Raw genomic sequence first — 14,749 nt, forward strand, 5'->3', positions numbered from 1 at the left:
AACCAAAACTACTGGCTCACCTCATGCTACCGCATTCGGTGAGTAGCTTTTTCATGCCATCGCATTCAAAAACCTAAAGTGAAGTAGACTATGATGCAGGAGAACGAACAATTCAAAAAGAAGGGTGGCCGCCCCCGCAAAGGAATCAAAAAAGATCAATTCCTGGCCATCAAATGTAATCAGTGGGAACGGTCTATTATTGAGGCTAAGGCGAGAAATTCAAACCTTACTATATCGGAATACCTACGAAAAATGGGCGTTGCCGGAAAAATTGACAGACGGGAAAAGGTATTTCCTAAAGAGGTATTAGAGTTAACCGGAACACTGAACCACCTTGCGGCTAACCTCAACCAGATTGCTAGAATACGGAATGGTATAGAACAGTTATCCCTAACGGAACTAGTACAACTGAAAATACAATCAGGCGACCTGAAAAAGCTAGCGGAACAGATTAAAACGTATTTCCAATGATAGGTTATGTAGGTACAGGAGGTTCTTTCCTTGGCTGTATTCAATATTGCCTGAACGATAAGGAAGAGCTTTCTGAAAAACAAAAAGAGGAGCTTTCACGAATGGATGGCTTGCAACATAGTGGCCGGGCAGAAATTCTATCGTATAACCGGTGTTTTGGAAATCCGAAAGAGTTGGCCCAACAATTCCGAGATGTGGCTAAATTAAGTAAGCGGGTAGAGAAACCGGTGTTCCATTTTTCGTTGCGCTTGGCACCGGGAGAATCCCTTAACCGCAATCAATTGGAGGAGATAGGACAGGAATGTGCAAAGGAGTTCGGGGTAGCCAATAACCAATATATCTGTGTATTACATAAGGATACCAGCGAGCAGCATATTCACATCGTAGCTAACCGCATTGGGCTTGACGGAAAAGCGGCCAATGATAGTAATAGTTATAAGCGGATGGCGGCACTTTGCCGGAGATTGGAAAAGCAATATCATCTGCAAGAAGTGTTAAGCCCCAAGGCTTTTTTATCTCCAAATGAGCGATTATTACCCCGACATGATTCACGGAAAACCCAATTACAAAAAGATATTCGGCAAGCATTGACAGAAGTTAATCATTTTGATCAGTTCACAGAACGAATGAAAGAACTAGGGTATACTGTTCTTAAAGGCCGGGGTATTGCTTTTATTGATAATAAGAAGGTGAGAATTAAAGGTAGTGAAGTAGGCTTTTCTTTGTCCAAGATAGAGCAAATACTCAACCTGAAACAGAAGATGGAAACCAATATAAAAGAACATGAGAATTATAAACAGGCTATAGAACGAAGTTTGGCAGGGCAAAAATCTTTTACGGCCACGCAAAGGCTGTTATTAAACACAAAGGTAGATGCCTTGATGGAGCGTTCACCTTTTGTTCCTATCATAAAGGAAGTTGCCAGCATATTAGATGTGCTTCTGAGGCCAGAGCAGTCTTTTCAATCAATACCTTACGAGTTGACGGCAGAAGGGTATGAGAAGTTAAGCAAGAAGAAAAGAGCGACACGGAAAAGTTTGCACCATTGATTTATGGGTAGAAATATTAATTTGTTTTTTGCTCTAAATTAGTTAATATAGAGTATAAAGCTGATGCAATAAAATCAACCATAATGCAAAGATCAATAGGTATCAGGGTAACACCATCTACCTTGTTTTTTTCAATTGTTAGTTATGAGAATGGAGAATTGGAAATCACTCTAGTAGATAAGATAAACAATCCCAAAGCACTAAATATCCCAGAGCAGCTAAAGTTCCTTAGAAATACATTATGCGACATTATAAATGAATTTAAGATAACAAATGCTTGTATACGTATAACTGAATCAAATGCTCAATCTATTAATATTCCCAGAATTTATATTGAAGGTGTAATACAGGAACTATTCGCAAGTTCAACGATTGTTAAATATTATGTAGGACAGATATCTAACATTAGTGCAAATCTTGGAATAGAGAGAGTAAAATTCAAGCCCTATGCAGAAGGGAAGGAGATTTTTATGGAAATAGAAAACTGGAAAACATTTTCATTAGAAGAAAGAGAGAGTTTAATGTCGGCGATTAGCACCTTAAATATTTAAATTATGCCATTAGGATTATATACAACTGAACTAAATTTTGAAACAATAAGAGAAATTGGACAGGAGGGGAAAAACTCTCAAGTATATTTAGCACACGACAAGCAGCTTGATGGAGAAATTGTTGTGAAAAAAATTAAGAAGAGCAAAATTGTCAATCCAACTGAATATTACGAGGAAGCCAAAAAATTATATGCTTCTTCACATAGTAATGTAGTTAAAGTTAATTATGGATGTTCTGATGCCGACCATATCTATATTGCTATGCCATTTTATAGAAATGGATCTCTAAAGACGTTAATTACAGCAAAAAATCTAACCATAAGGGAAATTATCCGTTACTCAATACAGTTTTTATCAGGGTTGCATCATATTCATTCGAAAGGACTAATACATTTTGATGTTAAACCCGACAATATTTTAATTTCTGATAGTGATGAAGCTCATTTGTCGGATTTCGGTCTAACCAAAGCAATGGATGCTTTTGGTTTTGCGTCTCAAGAGCAAGTCTACATTAAACAAGTGCCCCCTGAAGCTTTTACAAGTTCAAATAAAACAATTCATTTCGATATTTATTTGGCAGGGCTAACAATATATAGGTTACTGAATGGAGAAAATTATTTTAATAGCCAGTTAATTGGTTTTAGCATGCAATCTGAATTTATTGATGCAGTGACAACAGGTAAGTTTCCTGGCAGAAGTAACTATTTGCCACACATTCCAATAAAATTGCAAAAAATTGTCAATAAAGCTATGAGCGTCAATATCACTGATCGGCATCAATCTGTTTTAGAATTGATAAATGAACTGAGTGATGTCGACGAAAATTTAGATTGGCGATTTTTTCAGACTCAAACTATCGATCATTGGGAGCGTGACAACGGAACTCACACCTATAAAGTGCAAGTTGATTTGGCAAATCACGGAAATATTAGTATAATTACCACGAAAACGAATAATTCAACATCCCAAACACAGCGCGAAACAGCTCACTGCCATAGTAATGTAACGAAGTCTAACGTTTTGTCTAAAATAAAACAGGCATTAAAGCTTTGAAAATAAGGGTGATAAAATATAATCAGAAGGGATTAACAAGGGCTGAAAATGTAGCCCCTAAGTTTGTTATGCCTAAAAATGATTTAAATAAGAATAATATAAAAATCACTCAGCAAAATCACTATATTAAAATAACCCCCAAAAATAGCAATAGCTAGTCATATTTGTTAATGCAATTAAATCTTATCTATTACCCGCATTAGAAGATTTATATACCGCTTCAGTTCTTCCTGATCAATATTAGTTGAAATAGTCACGACTTAATCTGACAGTAAGGGATTAACTTTAAGTAACCACACTTATTAATTAATCCCCCTAAAACTGTCAGAAATGAAAAGTAATGACAAGTTAATTAAAACCAAATTAGGATTACTCAAATTAGCAGAAAATTTGGGTAACGTATCCCAAGCTTGCAAAGTAATGGGTTATAGCCGGGATAGCTTTTACAGGATTAAGGAATTATACGATACTGGAGGAGAAACAGCCCTACAGGAGATTAGCAGATCCAAGCCGATATTGAAGAATCGGGTTGAGCCTATAGTTGAAGATGCTGTAGTTAAGCTCGCTTTCGAGTACCCTGCCTTTGGTCAACAACGGGTAAGTAATGAATTAAGAAAGCAGGGAATTTTTATCTCCGCCGGAGGCGTACGGAGTGTGTGGCAAAGACATGATTTAGAGATATTTGAAAAAAGACTACATTCTCTGGAAGTCAAAGTAGCTCAGGATGGAGTAATTCTTACTGAAGCTCAGATGATGGCCATTGAGCGCAAGAAAGAGAAACGGGAAGCCTTTGGCGAAATTGAAACAGAACATCCAGGTTACCTTGGAGCACAGGACACTTACTATGTCGGTAACATCAAAGGAGTTGGAAGAATCTACCAGCAAGCCTTTATTGATACCTACTCCCGGATTGCTTTTGCCAAGGTTTATGATCGTAAAAACGCTATTACTGCTGCGGATCTACTTAATGATCGGGTTCTCCCATTTTTTGAGGAACAGCAAGTACCAATGATGCGTATTTTAACGGATAGGGGATCCGAGTATAAAGGGAAGTACGAACATCATGAATATGAACTGTATTTAACTATTGAGGGCATAGAACACACTAAAACCCAAGTTCGAAGCCCTCAGTCCAATGGCATATGCGAAAGGCTTAATCGGACTATTAAAGAGGAATTTTACGTAGTAGCCTTCCGTAAACGTCTTTATACAACATTAGAAGAACTACAAGCTGATCTGGATGAATGGCTTGAATATTACAATAATCAAAGACCTCACAGCGGAAAATATTGTTATGGAAAAACTCCCATGGAGACTTTTCTTGCAAGTAAACACCTGGCTAGAGAGAAACAAATAAATGAGTTAACTTTAGCTACTACTTAACCAACAAAAAATCCCTGTACTGTCAGATCAAGTAGTAGCTATTACATATTAGTATTTCTATTATTTCCAGATGCGTGATGGAATTCTTTCGTGTAGTCGTTGAGCTCTATAACATCTTCCACTATCTTATTAAGGTGCTGGAGCCGACCTTCGCTACCATTTTTTTTGATGAGCTCAATAATGTCGCCTAGCCATTTATTGTTAGGGATTATATCAAAATATTTGGACTTAAAAACACCTTCAAGGACAGGTCTAATGCATCTGATTACTTCTCGTTTGTCAGCTTCGGATGAGGTGCCACCAATAATGAATTTTTTTATTATTTCGATATCCTTTTGCGTACTGGTTAAAAATTCAGAGTTAATATCATAGCCGGCGAGAGAACTGGTCTGTCCGTTGTTTTCAATCTTTAAGGTAACTTGATCAATAAATGAGCATTTATCTGAGAAGTCAGCTGCAAATGGTAAGTCATGAGTTAATAATATGAGCTGTACTGCTGAATTAGCAATTTTAGCCAGTTGAGTAATTGTTGCATTACGTCTTGAATAATCAAAACTAGATAGGGGGTCATCAAATACAACTATTTTATCAGAGATGCCTAATATTTCCAACCGTGCAAGAAAAAAGCATAAGGCGATGGTACTTTTGTCTCCTTCACTCATTGAGTATCTTGCATTTCCAAATTTACCTGTTATATCAGGATTTGAAAATACCACTTGTTCTTCATATACTTCAAAGACTGGAAATATTCTAAACCTTTCAAAATCAGTTGTGTTTTTTAAGTAGGAGAACTCGCTTAAACTAATGTATGAAGTGAATTTAGACAAATACTTATTCACTAACTCAATATGCTTTTCGAAGATTGGGTTTGCATAATTGTAAAACTCGGTCATTATTTTGTCTAGGTCAGATTGGTCTTTAAATGTGTCGTTTTGATTGTTTTTAGAAATTTTCTTTAGCTGATCTTTTTTATTGATTATTGAGCGCATCTTATCTCTAAATTCCTGCCCTTTAATGCCTAGTAAAAGCTTGAATAAATTAGTCTTATTTTGTTTCCGACTAAATGATCCAGCAAATAAATAATCTTCGATGTAGTTTATATCAAAGACCTCAATGTTTAAGTTACTAGAGTTCCATTTAAAATCGGTTAGAGTTATTAGACTATTACTGTTGTATGTCTTAATTTTTACAATAGGAGATGTTGTTGTACCAAAAGTTTTTTTGAGCTTTATTAGATCTGTATCATTCAATGCTAACGATTTCAGGATTGTGGAAAGCGTAGTCTTACCCGAACCGTTTGGAGCGTATATAATATTAACTTTTCTAAGTTGGCCATTCCACTCGTTAGTTCCCTTGAGTTTATAATTGACAAAATGTCCAATATTCGAAATTTCAATAATTTTTTCTATCATTAATGGCATTTTAAATGTATACTAAATATAGCCTAGTGAGCAATTTGCTTTAGTCGTTGAGTAACTATAGATTCTATCTTAGTTTTAAGAGGCCATATGACTAGTGGTAATTTTATGAAGGCTATAATTTTTGAGTTTTGGACTTCAATATATCCGGATATAGGGATCGTGTTTTTAATTTTAAAAGCATAATTTACTGAGTTACCATCCCATAGTTCTTTTAAGTTGGTTATTTCTTGGTGATAGATTTTCTTTTCCTCTGTAATGTAGGTCTGTAATTTTTTCAATATAACCTCAATTGGGAGTGAATGTGAAGTGGTGATTTTCATTGGAAAATATCATTTTTCTATTTCAGTTTCAAATTCACTGCTAGCAATTTTTTGTTTGGCGGTGATTTTTTTTGGAAAGTCTTTAAAAATTTCATGCAGTGGAGTACCATGATTATTGGACGTTTCATATATGTTCAATGGGCTATTCGAGATATTCAGAATAGTCATTTCTAACAGTTTTAATTGTAAATCGGCGTCGATTTCTTTCGTTGCCTTCCTGTATCCTTCAAATGCCATTGATACAGCATATTTATATGAATAATCTTCCATTATCCGACTTGTAAAGCCATATTGTTTTGCACAGAACCATCCGAGCCATACACAGGATGCGAATATTGGCAAGCGGACGATAACCCTAGTCAGTTCTAAATCCTCTTTTTTAAGTTCAAGTAATACATGGTATGAGAGGCCAATTAATAAGCCAATAGAAAGAAAAGTAGCTATCCCCCAGAGGATTAACGAGTATCTTAACTCATCCTTTCTTTTTTTAAATGATCCTGCCATTCCGTGTCGATTAGCATCTTCAATTGTTTTTTGTATTTCCTCCTGAAACTCGCTATTTTTATCTAGCTGTGAGGTTAACTCGCTCAAAGATTTTTCCGATTTTTCTGAAAGTGATTGGTTGGCTTGCTGGAGTAATTCGATTTTTTTTGCCATCTCTTTGTACTCGACTGATTTCTCTGAAATATCTTCTTTGATGGCTTGTATGTTTTCTTCCCAAGTCGGAATCTGTTGAGCCGCGAGTTCCGCCGCTGATTTTTGTTTATCAATTACTTCTAGGTCTTCCAGTATGGTCTTCTCTCTTGCCTCAGCATTTTCATATTTGTCCTCTAATTCCTTATATAAATTTTGAGTGTTAGAATGAATTTCAGTAATGCTTGTATTGAATTCTTTTTGTTTTTCGACAAGTGATTCTAATTCAATTAATTCAGCTTTTGCCTTTTGGATTTCGACATCTGTTTTAATTGGCTCTTTTACCAGAGTTATATAAGTTTCTTTGATCCTAAAGTGGAACTTGGCAATGCAATCTAGAAAATGATTGAATTCATCCTTTTTTACTGCAAAGTCTTCTTTTAATAATTTTGATGCTCTGTCAAAATATTGGGATGAGCTTCGTTCTAATAAAATTGCCTCGAACGCTTTTTCATGATCATCTAATGCTACAACTATATTGTAGCAATCAGTAAGAACATCAATAATTAGTGCCTTTGAGATTCCTGGGAAGTTGAATATATCATCTCCATCAGGCAATTGCTCGTTTACTTTTGATTTCAGATTTGTAAGTCTTGTTTTGGTTGATTTCAAGGTTAGAGAATTTAGAGGTTATAGTAGATATTCTATTTTATAATCGATGCAATAGCATCGGTATTGCTTTTTTGGTGGAGTTATTGGGAGCTTGTAGCATTCAATTAGACAATCTGCAATTGGTTATTTTTTACTTTTTTGTGATTTGCTTTTAGCTATTATTAAATTCGCCACCACCAAATCATCCACCCCAATCAACTCCGCCATCTTCATTATCTCCTTCACCGTAAACCGGCTACAATCAGCCTGCCTTTTCGTAAAATTATTATAGTTAATCCCCAGGTGCCTCGCCATCGTTGACGGTGGCATGATATCAAAGATTTTGTTGAAATCCGTGATGCCACCGCGTTCTATCAATTCCTTGATTGCATTATATCGTTTATCCTTTGCCATATATTTAAAGTAGCAAAAAAGTTCTAAAGCATAATGAAATGATTACTAATGATAATCAATTTGTTTAATTTTAATTATCAAATTGATTATCATTAGTCGCATTTCATTTGAAATGTTCCTTATCTTTGTAGTGTTATAGGGCCTGAAACACTGTTTTAGGCATAATTAATAAAATTATTAGCTTTGCGGGTCTTCGTAAATGAAATTATCCGCATTGCCATCGTTCTCATTCCCGTACGCCTTCGGAAGCCCGGGAATAGAGTAGGGCGGTGCCTGCACCTTATGGCGCAGGCTCGCTTGTTGGTTACCTGGGCTTCCGAAGGCGTACAGGTACCGCAAGTTGAGTTCTGCGCTATTTTTGTGCGCAGTGGTCAACTATTACCTAACAATAACCCCCCTTTCTTTATGAACAGGATGATAGGACCACCGGATAATTTACTAAGTGAAATTTATTTAAAATTGATTGCATTGCCCTGCTCCTTCCGTGAGAAGATAGAGGAGGAATGTGCATGGAGTACACCTACTTTTTACCGTAAACAAAGGTTGATTACAGGTTTGAGCAATGCTGAAAAGGAAAAGATTGCAGAGATTTTTGAAGAAGTGATTAAAAGTATTGCGAGCGACTGTGATAAATATCGTAGGCCCAATTGGTGATTTGATTGCATCCCATATGTGAAAACCAACCACAATGGAAGCACTTTATATTGAAGATAATTTGATAGAACAGCGACTAATGACGCTCTACATGGGTGATCTTGGCGTAACGTTACACATAGTCGGAACTGGTTCGGAAGGCTGGACAATGGCGCATAAGGTGCTTCCATCTTTTATTATGATGGATATGGGAATGCCCGATATGGACGGTGAAACCCTATTGAAGTTATTGAAAGCTGATCATCGGTTACGTCACATACCATTGATCGTAATAACAGCAGATTTATTGATTGATAGAAAGGTGAATATTTGGGATATGGGAGTTGTAGGATGCGTGATTAAACCCGTGAGCAAGAGCAGGCTTGAGGGTTTACTAAAACAGCTATTCCCGTAAATGGAGTGAGTAAAGTTCTTTGACATATTGAATAGATTTTTGGGCTAATAATCTATTGTATTATAAATGCGGGGGAAGTAATGCCCTGTTGTCCATAGAGGCTCAAGCCAATAGGCGTTGAATGATGTATTGGTTGCGCATTATTGGCTGAGCCTCCGTGGGAAGGGCTATATACGTTCTATATATCGTCCTATGCTCTTTTTTACCTCGGCTATCCCGTATTCGGGAAACGAAGCGGATAAAAAATTCTCCAACGCCGCTGCTGTCCCCAACTGGTTCCATTCAAAAATTGGAAAGCTGATTAAACCTTTAGGATGCTGTTGCCGGACAAAGGCCACTAAGGGAATATACGGAGGAGCGTAGTAGATAGCATGTTCAATCATTTTATCATACAGCTCGGGTTTGAAGCTTGTTTTAAAAGTCTCAACTATTTGCGTAGCTGTTAAGCTATCATATATGGCTCTTACTATTCCGGCATATCTGGGAATACCTTCATCCATAAAGAAGTCTACAAGGTAGTCCTTGAAACGTTCGTCCATTGGCTCTAACAGGTCAGTAGATAAATATTTGTATTCTTGGGCAAACTGTTCAAGTGAGAAGGTATCAGTATTTTTATCTACGATGTACTCGATCAGACGGCTTTCTTGTTCCTTGATCTGTTCTATACTTGTCTCCAGTTCCGCGTATTTGGGACGGGAGTATAGATCAAAGTAGTAGCTTTTAAAGAATATAGATTTCCGGTCAAAGGTAACCTGCATGTACAAGGGATGAACATCCTTGCCATGAAACGGGACCGGCTTAATCCGTTCGTTGAAATACGGTTTATAAGTGACTTTATATGTTTTATTGTCTGTTGGCATGAATTTTTGAAAGGTGTTTTATCTTCTTTATTGATAATAGACCTCTATAAATCGGTTCTTTTGTGAGATTTGATTATGTTTTTCATAAATAAGGAGGTTATTTCGATCATAAACTCCATTTCGGAAGATTTAACTTTATCATTATGTTTAATATAAGTGTTTTGATATTGTGTATAATATTCTATTAGTTTTACGAACATATTGGTATACTCTTTACTGCCTCCTGCTTTAGTAATTAGAGTCCCGATATTTGGCAGTTGATTTTCTAACGACTTGGTATTATCGAATATTTCCTTTAATAAAATTTCTAAGGCGAGTCTTAAATCATCCAAAACATTTCTCTCAAAAGCCTTTAATTTGAAATTCTCTATCGCCTGTGTATAAAGCTTTAGTGCTCCAGAGAAATCTTCAAGCCAATGTTTGGTTTGATTTATTATTTCAATGTCCAGTTTTTCATCTTCTGATAGAATGTCACCCAAATGAGAATAGTCTTTTACTAGTTTTATCTGTAGCTTTTTTACTTCCTCTTTATGAATGAACTTTAGTTTGCTACAAAGGTCATTGATTATAAAATATTTTTCATTGTCTTTAAAGGCTAGCAGGTTGGTTTTTAATGCGTCTCTCTTTGTAATTATTTGTCCATCTCTTGTGAGTGAAGGATCAGAGAACTCTACTTTTCTGCCAAATTGAATAGAATATTCAGTAAAATAGTTTGCTATCTCCCTTCCAGTCAGACCGCTATTGGTTTCTCCTAGGATATTACATGTATGGGAAATGAAGATATTGTCCATTGCTTAAATGTTTAATATAATAATTAACAGATTTGCAGCTTGTTTTTGAGTCAAAGTTACAAAAAAGTTTTACCAAAATGTGTGTCTTATCAAAACTTTTATTAAATTAGTATTCCTAGCCGTGCCCGTAAGGGAATTGTGCTGATTGGTAACGTGAAAATGAAGGTGGGTTATGGAAAGAATGAAGCCGGACACGGCAGTAGAGATACTGCAAAGGCATGGTTTACAGGTAAGCAGGGAACAGGCCGTATTGATCTTAGAATTTGTTTACACTATGGCGGAAATCGCTGTAGCTCAATGTTTACGGGATGAAAACAGCAGACTTATACATTCGGGTGAGTACAGACGAACAGGCGGAGAAGGGGTATAGCCAACGTAGTCAGGAAGAGATGCTTCGCAAGTACTGCGAATTGAATGCTATTCAGGTACGCAGGATTATCTACGAGGACCATTCTGCCAAAACATTTAATCGTCCTGAATGGCAGAAGCTACTGGCTGATTTGCGTAAGCATAGAGGGCAAACAGACCTCATCTTATTTACAAAATGGGATAGGTTCAGTAGGAACGCCGGTGACGCATACCAGATGATTAGCTTGTTAAGGAAAACAGGCGTTGAACCGCAGGCCATTGAACAGCCTTTAGATTTGTCTGTTCCAGAAAACAAAATGATGCTGGCGTTTTATCTGGCGGCACCTGAAGTGGAAAATGATCGCAGAGCATTAAATACCTTTTCCGGTATGCGCCGCGCAAAGAAGGAAGGAAGATGGATGGGAACAGCGCCCTTTGGCTATACCAACAAGGTTACAGAAGTAGGCCAGAAATATATCACTCCTAAAAATCCACACGCTGAAATTATCCAATGGGTATTTGAAACATTGGCTAAAGGGATATTTACTACAGAGCAAGTTTGGAAACAAGCAAAAACAAAAGGGCTGACTATATGTAAGAACGGCTTTTGGGTGCTTGTACGCAACCCTGTCTATTGTGGGAAGATCTTAATCCCCAAGTACAAAGAGGAAGAAGCGCATTTTGTGAAAGGACAACATGAACCAATCATTTCAGATGCACTTTATTATGAAGTACAAGATGTGTTAGACGGTAGAAAAAAGAAACAGCGGGTACAAATTGAGGTAGATGAAAATTTGCCGCTCCGTGGTTTCCTTGTATGTCCCCGCTGTGGAAGGGTACTAACCGGCAGTGCATCAAAAGGAAAATACAGATACTATCATTACTATCATTGTTCCTCCTCTTGTGGTAGCCGATTTAGAACCGATGCGGTCAACAAGCTATTTATTGTGGAGTTGAAGAAGATGGTTCCGCATCCCGGTATGATAGAGATATATAAATCAGCGATTATCAGTGAGTATAACAGCAAGACTAAAGACCACATGAATGGTCGCAGGTTGATGTTAGAGCGACTGGAAGAATTAAACAAACAGCTTGCGAAAGCAAGGCGCCTGATGTTAAAGGAAGAAATTACACCTGCTGAATACCGCGAAATAAAAGCAGAATATCAACCCGAAATAAATTCCTTAGAGGCACAAGTATTGAATTGCTCAACACCCTCGAATAAGATTGACGACTTGATTAATAAGGCCGTGGATAACGTTTCCAGACTTGATTGCTTGTATGAAAATGGAACGGTAATAGAAAAGCGTTTGATCGTGAGTTCGATCTATCCGGAAAAATTGACTTTTGACGGTTTCAATTATCGAACTCCCCGTATCAATGAAGCCGTTCGTTTAATATGTAGTCTGGACGAGGCTTTCGGGGAAATAAAAAAAGGACATTCCAGTAATAATACCGAAATGTCCTTTAAGGTGACCCCCCTGGGGCTCGAACCCAGGACCTACTGATTAAGAGTCAGTAGCTCTAACCAACTGAGCTAGGGAGTCTTTCCACCGTCTTTGTTAAAAAACGTGAGCGCAAATTTAACGGATCTTCTGAATATTTGTGTACTTTATTTAATTAAATTTGATAATAAGGACGAAATGTGGATAAATACCCTTTATGTTGATAATCTAACCGTTAGCTCATTATAAAATTTTTTTTTCATGCAAGAAGCGTACATAGTAGCCGGATACCGCACCGCGGTGGGAAAATCCAAAAGAGGCGGTTTTCGCTTTTACAGACCAGATGATCTGGCTGTAGACGTAATTACCGGATTGCTGAAATCCTTGCCCCAGCTGGATCCTAAGCGGGTAGATGATCTGATTGTAGGAAATGCGGTACCGGAAGCAGAACAGGGTTTACAGATTGGCCGTATGATCTCTGTACGGGCTTTAGGTATTGATGTGCCGGGAATGACGGTGAACCGCTATTGCGCCTCCGGCCTGGAAACAATTGCTATTGCCACCGCTAAAATACAAACCGGTATGGCCGATTGTATTATTGCCGGCGGTACAGAAAGTATGAGCCTGGTGCCGGTAGCAGGTTGGAAAACAGTACCCAACTATACCGTGGCCAGCACCAATCCCGATTATTATATTGGCATGGGACTCACCGCTGAAGCAGTGGCTAATGAATTCAAGGTAAGCCGCCAGGACCAGGATGAGTTCTCTTATAAATCACATCAGAAAGCGTTGAACGCTATTCAGAACGGTTATTTCAAACCGGGCATCCTTCCGGTGTCTGTTGAAGAAGTATATGTTGATGAGAAGGGAAAGAAACAGAAACGTTCCTACATCGTGGATACTGATGAAGGACCGCGTGCAGATACTTCACTGGAGGCGTTGGCAAAGTTAAAACCTGTTTTCGCCGCCGGTGGTTCCGTTACAGCGGGCAACTCTTCACAAACTTCCGACGGCGCCGCCTTTGTAGTGGTGATGAGCGAGCGGATGGTGAATGAGTTGGGATTGAAGCCTATCGGGCGTTTGGTAGGTTGTGTTTCTGCGGGGGTGCATCCCCGTATCATGGGAGTAGGGCCTGTAGCTGCCATACCAAAGGTGTTACAGCGTACCGGGAAATCGCTGCAGGATATCGACCTGGTTGAATTGAATGAAGCATTTGCTTCGCAGTCTATTGCGGTTATCCGCGAGCTGGGCATCAATCCGGATATCGTTAATATCAATGGCGGCGCTATTGCATTAGGACATCCGCTGGGATGTACCGGTGCAAAATTAACGGTGCAGTTATTAGGCGATTTAAAAAGACTGAATAAAAAATATGGCGTTGTTACGGCCTGTGTTGGCGGCGGACAAGGCATTGCAGGTATCATTGAAAACATCAACTGATAATACCGGTCAACTCACCTTTATACTAAAAAAGGAGCCATTGGCTCCTTTCTTTTTTTATTCCCCTTTTATTTCCAGCTCACTCAAATATTGATATACCGGCTGCGAAATCTTACTGGTGTCTGTAAACATTATACGACGCAAATCCTCCGGCTGTCGCAGATCAATACCAAATTCCGTCATCATTCTCTCATAAAAAAAATTACGCTTTCCTTTTGATCTTCCATTTTCGTAAGTAACAAAGCAGGCGCGGGATACTCCCAACAAATTGCTCATTTCCTGTTGGGTTAGTTTTAGCGATTTACGGATTATTTTGATAACCCGTTTATTGTATAAGTTCATTGGGTAAATTTAAAAATGTTACAAAAATGTGCCACTGTAACAATTATTGACTATATTTGTATCATAATGTATAAATCACTGATCCTAATAGTGTTGAATTGAGATGAGCAGCGAATTTTTGATAAATAGATTTTCATTATGAACATAAAACACCCGTTACCGGCGCGCCGGTAAAAAAGTGGTGGAGATGCAATCATTTTAATAGCGGATACTAACAGCTGTTAAAATAGATAGATGAAGAAGAAGGAAGATGAGGGGAAGGGAAAACTAATTGATGTAACAACCGGCCAACCGCCGGATCCCTGAAAAAATCCATCGTAAATTTTTTTTGTTTGTAAGACAAAAACCAAAGGAGCTGTCTTTCTTTCGAGGAACGGGCAGCTCTCTTTTGGCTACATACACTTTTCAAATGTAATGGATTTTAGCGCAGCAAACAAATAAATTATTTTATAAATGATTGATCTTAAAATGAATATATATTGTTAAAATGATAATTTATATATCAATATGATATAAAAAATATCATTCT

General features: G+C 37.7%; 16 protein-coding genes and 1 tRNA gene. 9 read left to right on the forward strand and 8 right to left on the reverse strand.

Annotated elements, in window-relative coordinates; all coding sequences use genetic code 11:
- Window positions 1-90: 90 nt before the first annotated feature.
- The 5 genes from ACMXI2_RS00685 to ACMXI2_RS00705 all read left to right on the forward strand — a co-directional run bounded on the left by ACMXI2_RS00685 (window position 91) and on the right by ACMXI2_RS00705 (window position 4,507).
- Window positions 91-471: a plasmid mobilization protein gene (locus tag ACMXI2_RS00685; RefSeq protein WP_483779824.1), complete on the forward strand. Its 381-nt coding sequence runs from the start codon at window positions 91-93 to the stop codon at window positions 469-471.
- Entirely contained in the window at window positions 468-1,520 is a 1,053-nt protein-coding gene (locus tag ACMXI2_RS00690) for a relaxase/mobilization nuclease domain-containing protein (protein ID WP_483779825.1), read from the forward strand. Before ACMXI2_RS00685 ends, ACMXI2_RS00690 begins: the two co-directional genes overlap by 4 nt.
- 83 nt (window positions 1,521-1,603) lie before the next feature.
- Window positions 1,604-2,071, forward strand: a complete 468-nt coding sequence (locus ACMXI2_RS00695; RefSeq protein ID WP_483779826.1) for a hypothetical protein — start codon at window positions 1,604-1,606, stop codon at window positions 2,069-2,071.
- Between the two features lie 3 nt (window positions 2,072-2,074).
- The gene (locus ACMXI2_RS00700) at window positions 2,075-3,124 is read left to right on the forward strand and encodes a serine/threonine-protein kinase (RefSeq protein ID WP_483779827.1); all 1,050 of its coding nucleotides are present in this window, start codon (window positions 2,075-2,077) and stop codon (window positions 3,122-3,124) included.
- Window positions 3,125-3,454: 330 nt separating this feature from the next.
- Window positions 3,455-4,507, forward strand: a complete 1,053-nt coding sequence (locus tag ACMXI2_RS00705; RefSeq protein ID WP_483777119.1) for an IS481 family transposase — start codon at window positions 3,455-3,457, stop codon at window positions 4,505-4,507.
- A gap of 41 nt (window positions 4,508-4,548) precedes the next feature.
- Here ACMXI2_RS00705 and ACMXI2_RS00710 read toward each other — a convergent pair whose 3' ends face one another.
- The 4 genes from ACMXI2_RS00710 to ACMXI2_RS00725 form a co-directional block, all read right to left on the reverse strand.
- Window positions 4,549-5,919: an AAA family ATPase gene (locus ACMXI2_RS00710; RefSeq protein ID WP_483779828.1), complete on the reverse strand. Its 1,371-nt coding sequence runs from the start codon at window positions 5,917-5,919 to the stop codon at window positions 4,549-4,551.
- A gap of 32 nt (window positions 5,920-5,951) precedes the next feature.
- The gene (locus tag ACMXI2_RS00715; RefSeq protein ID WP_483779829.1) at window positions 5,952-6,248 is read right to left on the reverse strand and encodes a polyhydroxyalkanoic acid system family protein; all 297 of its coding nucleotides are present in this window, start codon (window positions 6,246-6,248) and stop codon (window positions 5,952-5,954) included.
- A 9-nt stretch (window positions 6,249-6,257) separates the two neighbouring features.
- Window positions 6,258-7,553, reverse strand: coding sequence for a hypothetical protein (locus ACMXI2_RS00720; protein WP_483779830.1), 1,296 nt, complete (start codon window positions 7,551-7,553; stop codon window positions 6,258-6,260).
- Window positions 7,554-7,676: 123 nt separating this feature from the next.
- Complete coding sequence (locus ACMXI2_RS00725) at window positions 7,677-7,946, reverse strand: hypothetical protein (protein WP_483779831.1); 270 nt, start codon at window positions 7,944-7,946, stop codon at window positions 7,677-7,679.
- 183 nt (window positions 7,947-8,129) lie between these two features.
- Here ACMXI2_RS00725 and ACMXI2_RS00730 point away from each other — a divergent pair, with 183 nt between their 5' ends.
- Both ACMXI2_RS00730 and ACMXI2_RS00735 read left to right on the forward strand, forming a co-directional pair.
- Window positions 8,130-8,600 (forward strand): hypothetical protein, encoded by a 471-nt coding sequence (locus ACMXI2_RS00730; RefSeq protein WP_483779832.1) that lies wholly within the window; start codon window positions 8,130-8,132, stop codon window positions 8,598-8,600.
- 34 nt (window positions 8,601-8,634) lie between these two features.
- Window positions 8,635-8,994 carry a response regulator gene (locus ACMXI2_RS00735; RefSeq protein WP_483779833.1) on the forward strand — a complete coding sequence of 120 codons (360 nt, stop codon included), beginning with the start codon at window positions 8,635-8,637 and terminating at the stop codon, window positions 8,992-8,994.
- A 167-nt stretch (window positions 8,995-9,161) separates the two neighbouring features.
- Here the strand turns inward: ACMXI2_RS00735 and ACMXI2_RS00740 are convergent, their stop codons facing one another.
- Both ACMXI2_RS00740 and ACMXI2_RS00745 read right to left on the reverse strand, forming a co-directional pair.
- Window positions 9,162-9,854, reverse strand: coding sequence for a hypothetical protein (locus ACMXI2_RS00740; RefSeq protein ID WP_483779834.1), 693 nt, complete (start codon window positions 9,852-9,854; stop codon window positions 9,162-9,164).
- A gap of 44 nt (window positions 9,855-9,898) precedes the next feature.
- Window positions 9,899-10,645, reverse strand: coding sequence for a hypothetical protein (locus ACMXI2_RS00745; RefSeq protein WP_483779835.1), 747 nt, complete (start codon window positions 10,643-10,645; stop codon window positions 9,899-9,901).
- A 308-nt stretch (window positions 10,646-10,953) separates the two neighbouring features.
- Here ACMXI2_RS00745 and ACMXI2_RS00750 point away from each other — a divergent pair, with 308 nt between their 5' ends.
- Complete coding sequence (locus tag ACMXI2_RS00750) at window positions 10,954-12,501, forward strand: recombinase family protein (RefSeq protein ID WP_483779836.1); 1,548 nt, start codon at window positions 10,954-10,956, stop codon at window positions 12,499-12,501.
- On the opposite strand, the gene ACMXI2_RS00755 is transcribed toward ACMXI2_RS00750, so the two are convergent.
- Window positions 12,467-12,540: transfer RNA gene (locus ACMXI2_RS00755), tRNA-Lys, on the reverse strand. The two genes, ACMXI2_RS00750 and ACMXI2_RS00755, sit on opposite strands and share 35 nt — an antisense overlap.
- 159 nt (window positions 12,541-12,699) lie before the next feature.
- Here ACMXI2_RS00755 and ACMXI2_RS00760 point away from each other — a divergent pair.
- Window positions 12,700-13,878: a thiolase family protein gene (locus ACMXI2_RS00760; protein ID WP_483779837.1), complete on the forward strand. Its 1,179-nt coding sequence runs from the start codon at window positions 12,700-12,702 to the stop codon at window positions 13,876-13,878.
- A gap of 57 nt (window positions 13,879-13,935) precedes the next feature.
- On the opposite strand, the gene ACMXI2_RS00765 is transcribed toward ACMXI2_RS00760, so the two are convergent.
- Entirely contained in the window at window positions 13,936-14,220 is a 285-nt protein-coding gene (locus ACMXI2_RS00765; protein ID WP_483779838.1) for a hypothetical protein, read from the reverse strand.
- Window positions 14,221-14,749 lie beyond the last annotated feature (529 nt).

It is taken from the genome of Chitinophaga sp. G7 BAM 1005 (assembly GCF_057126945.1).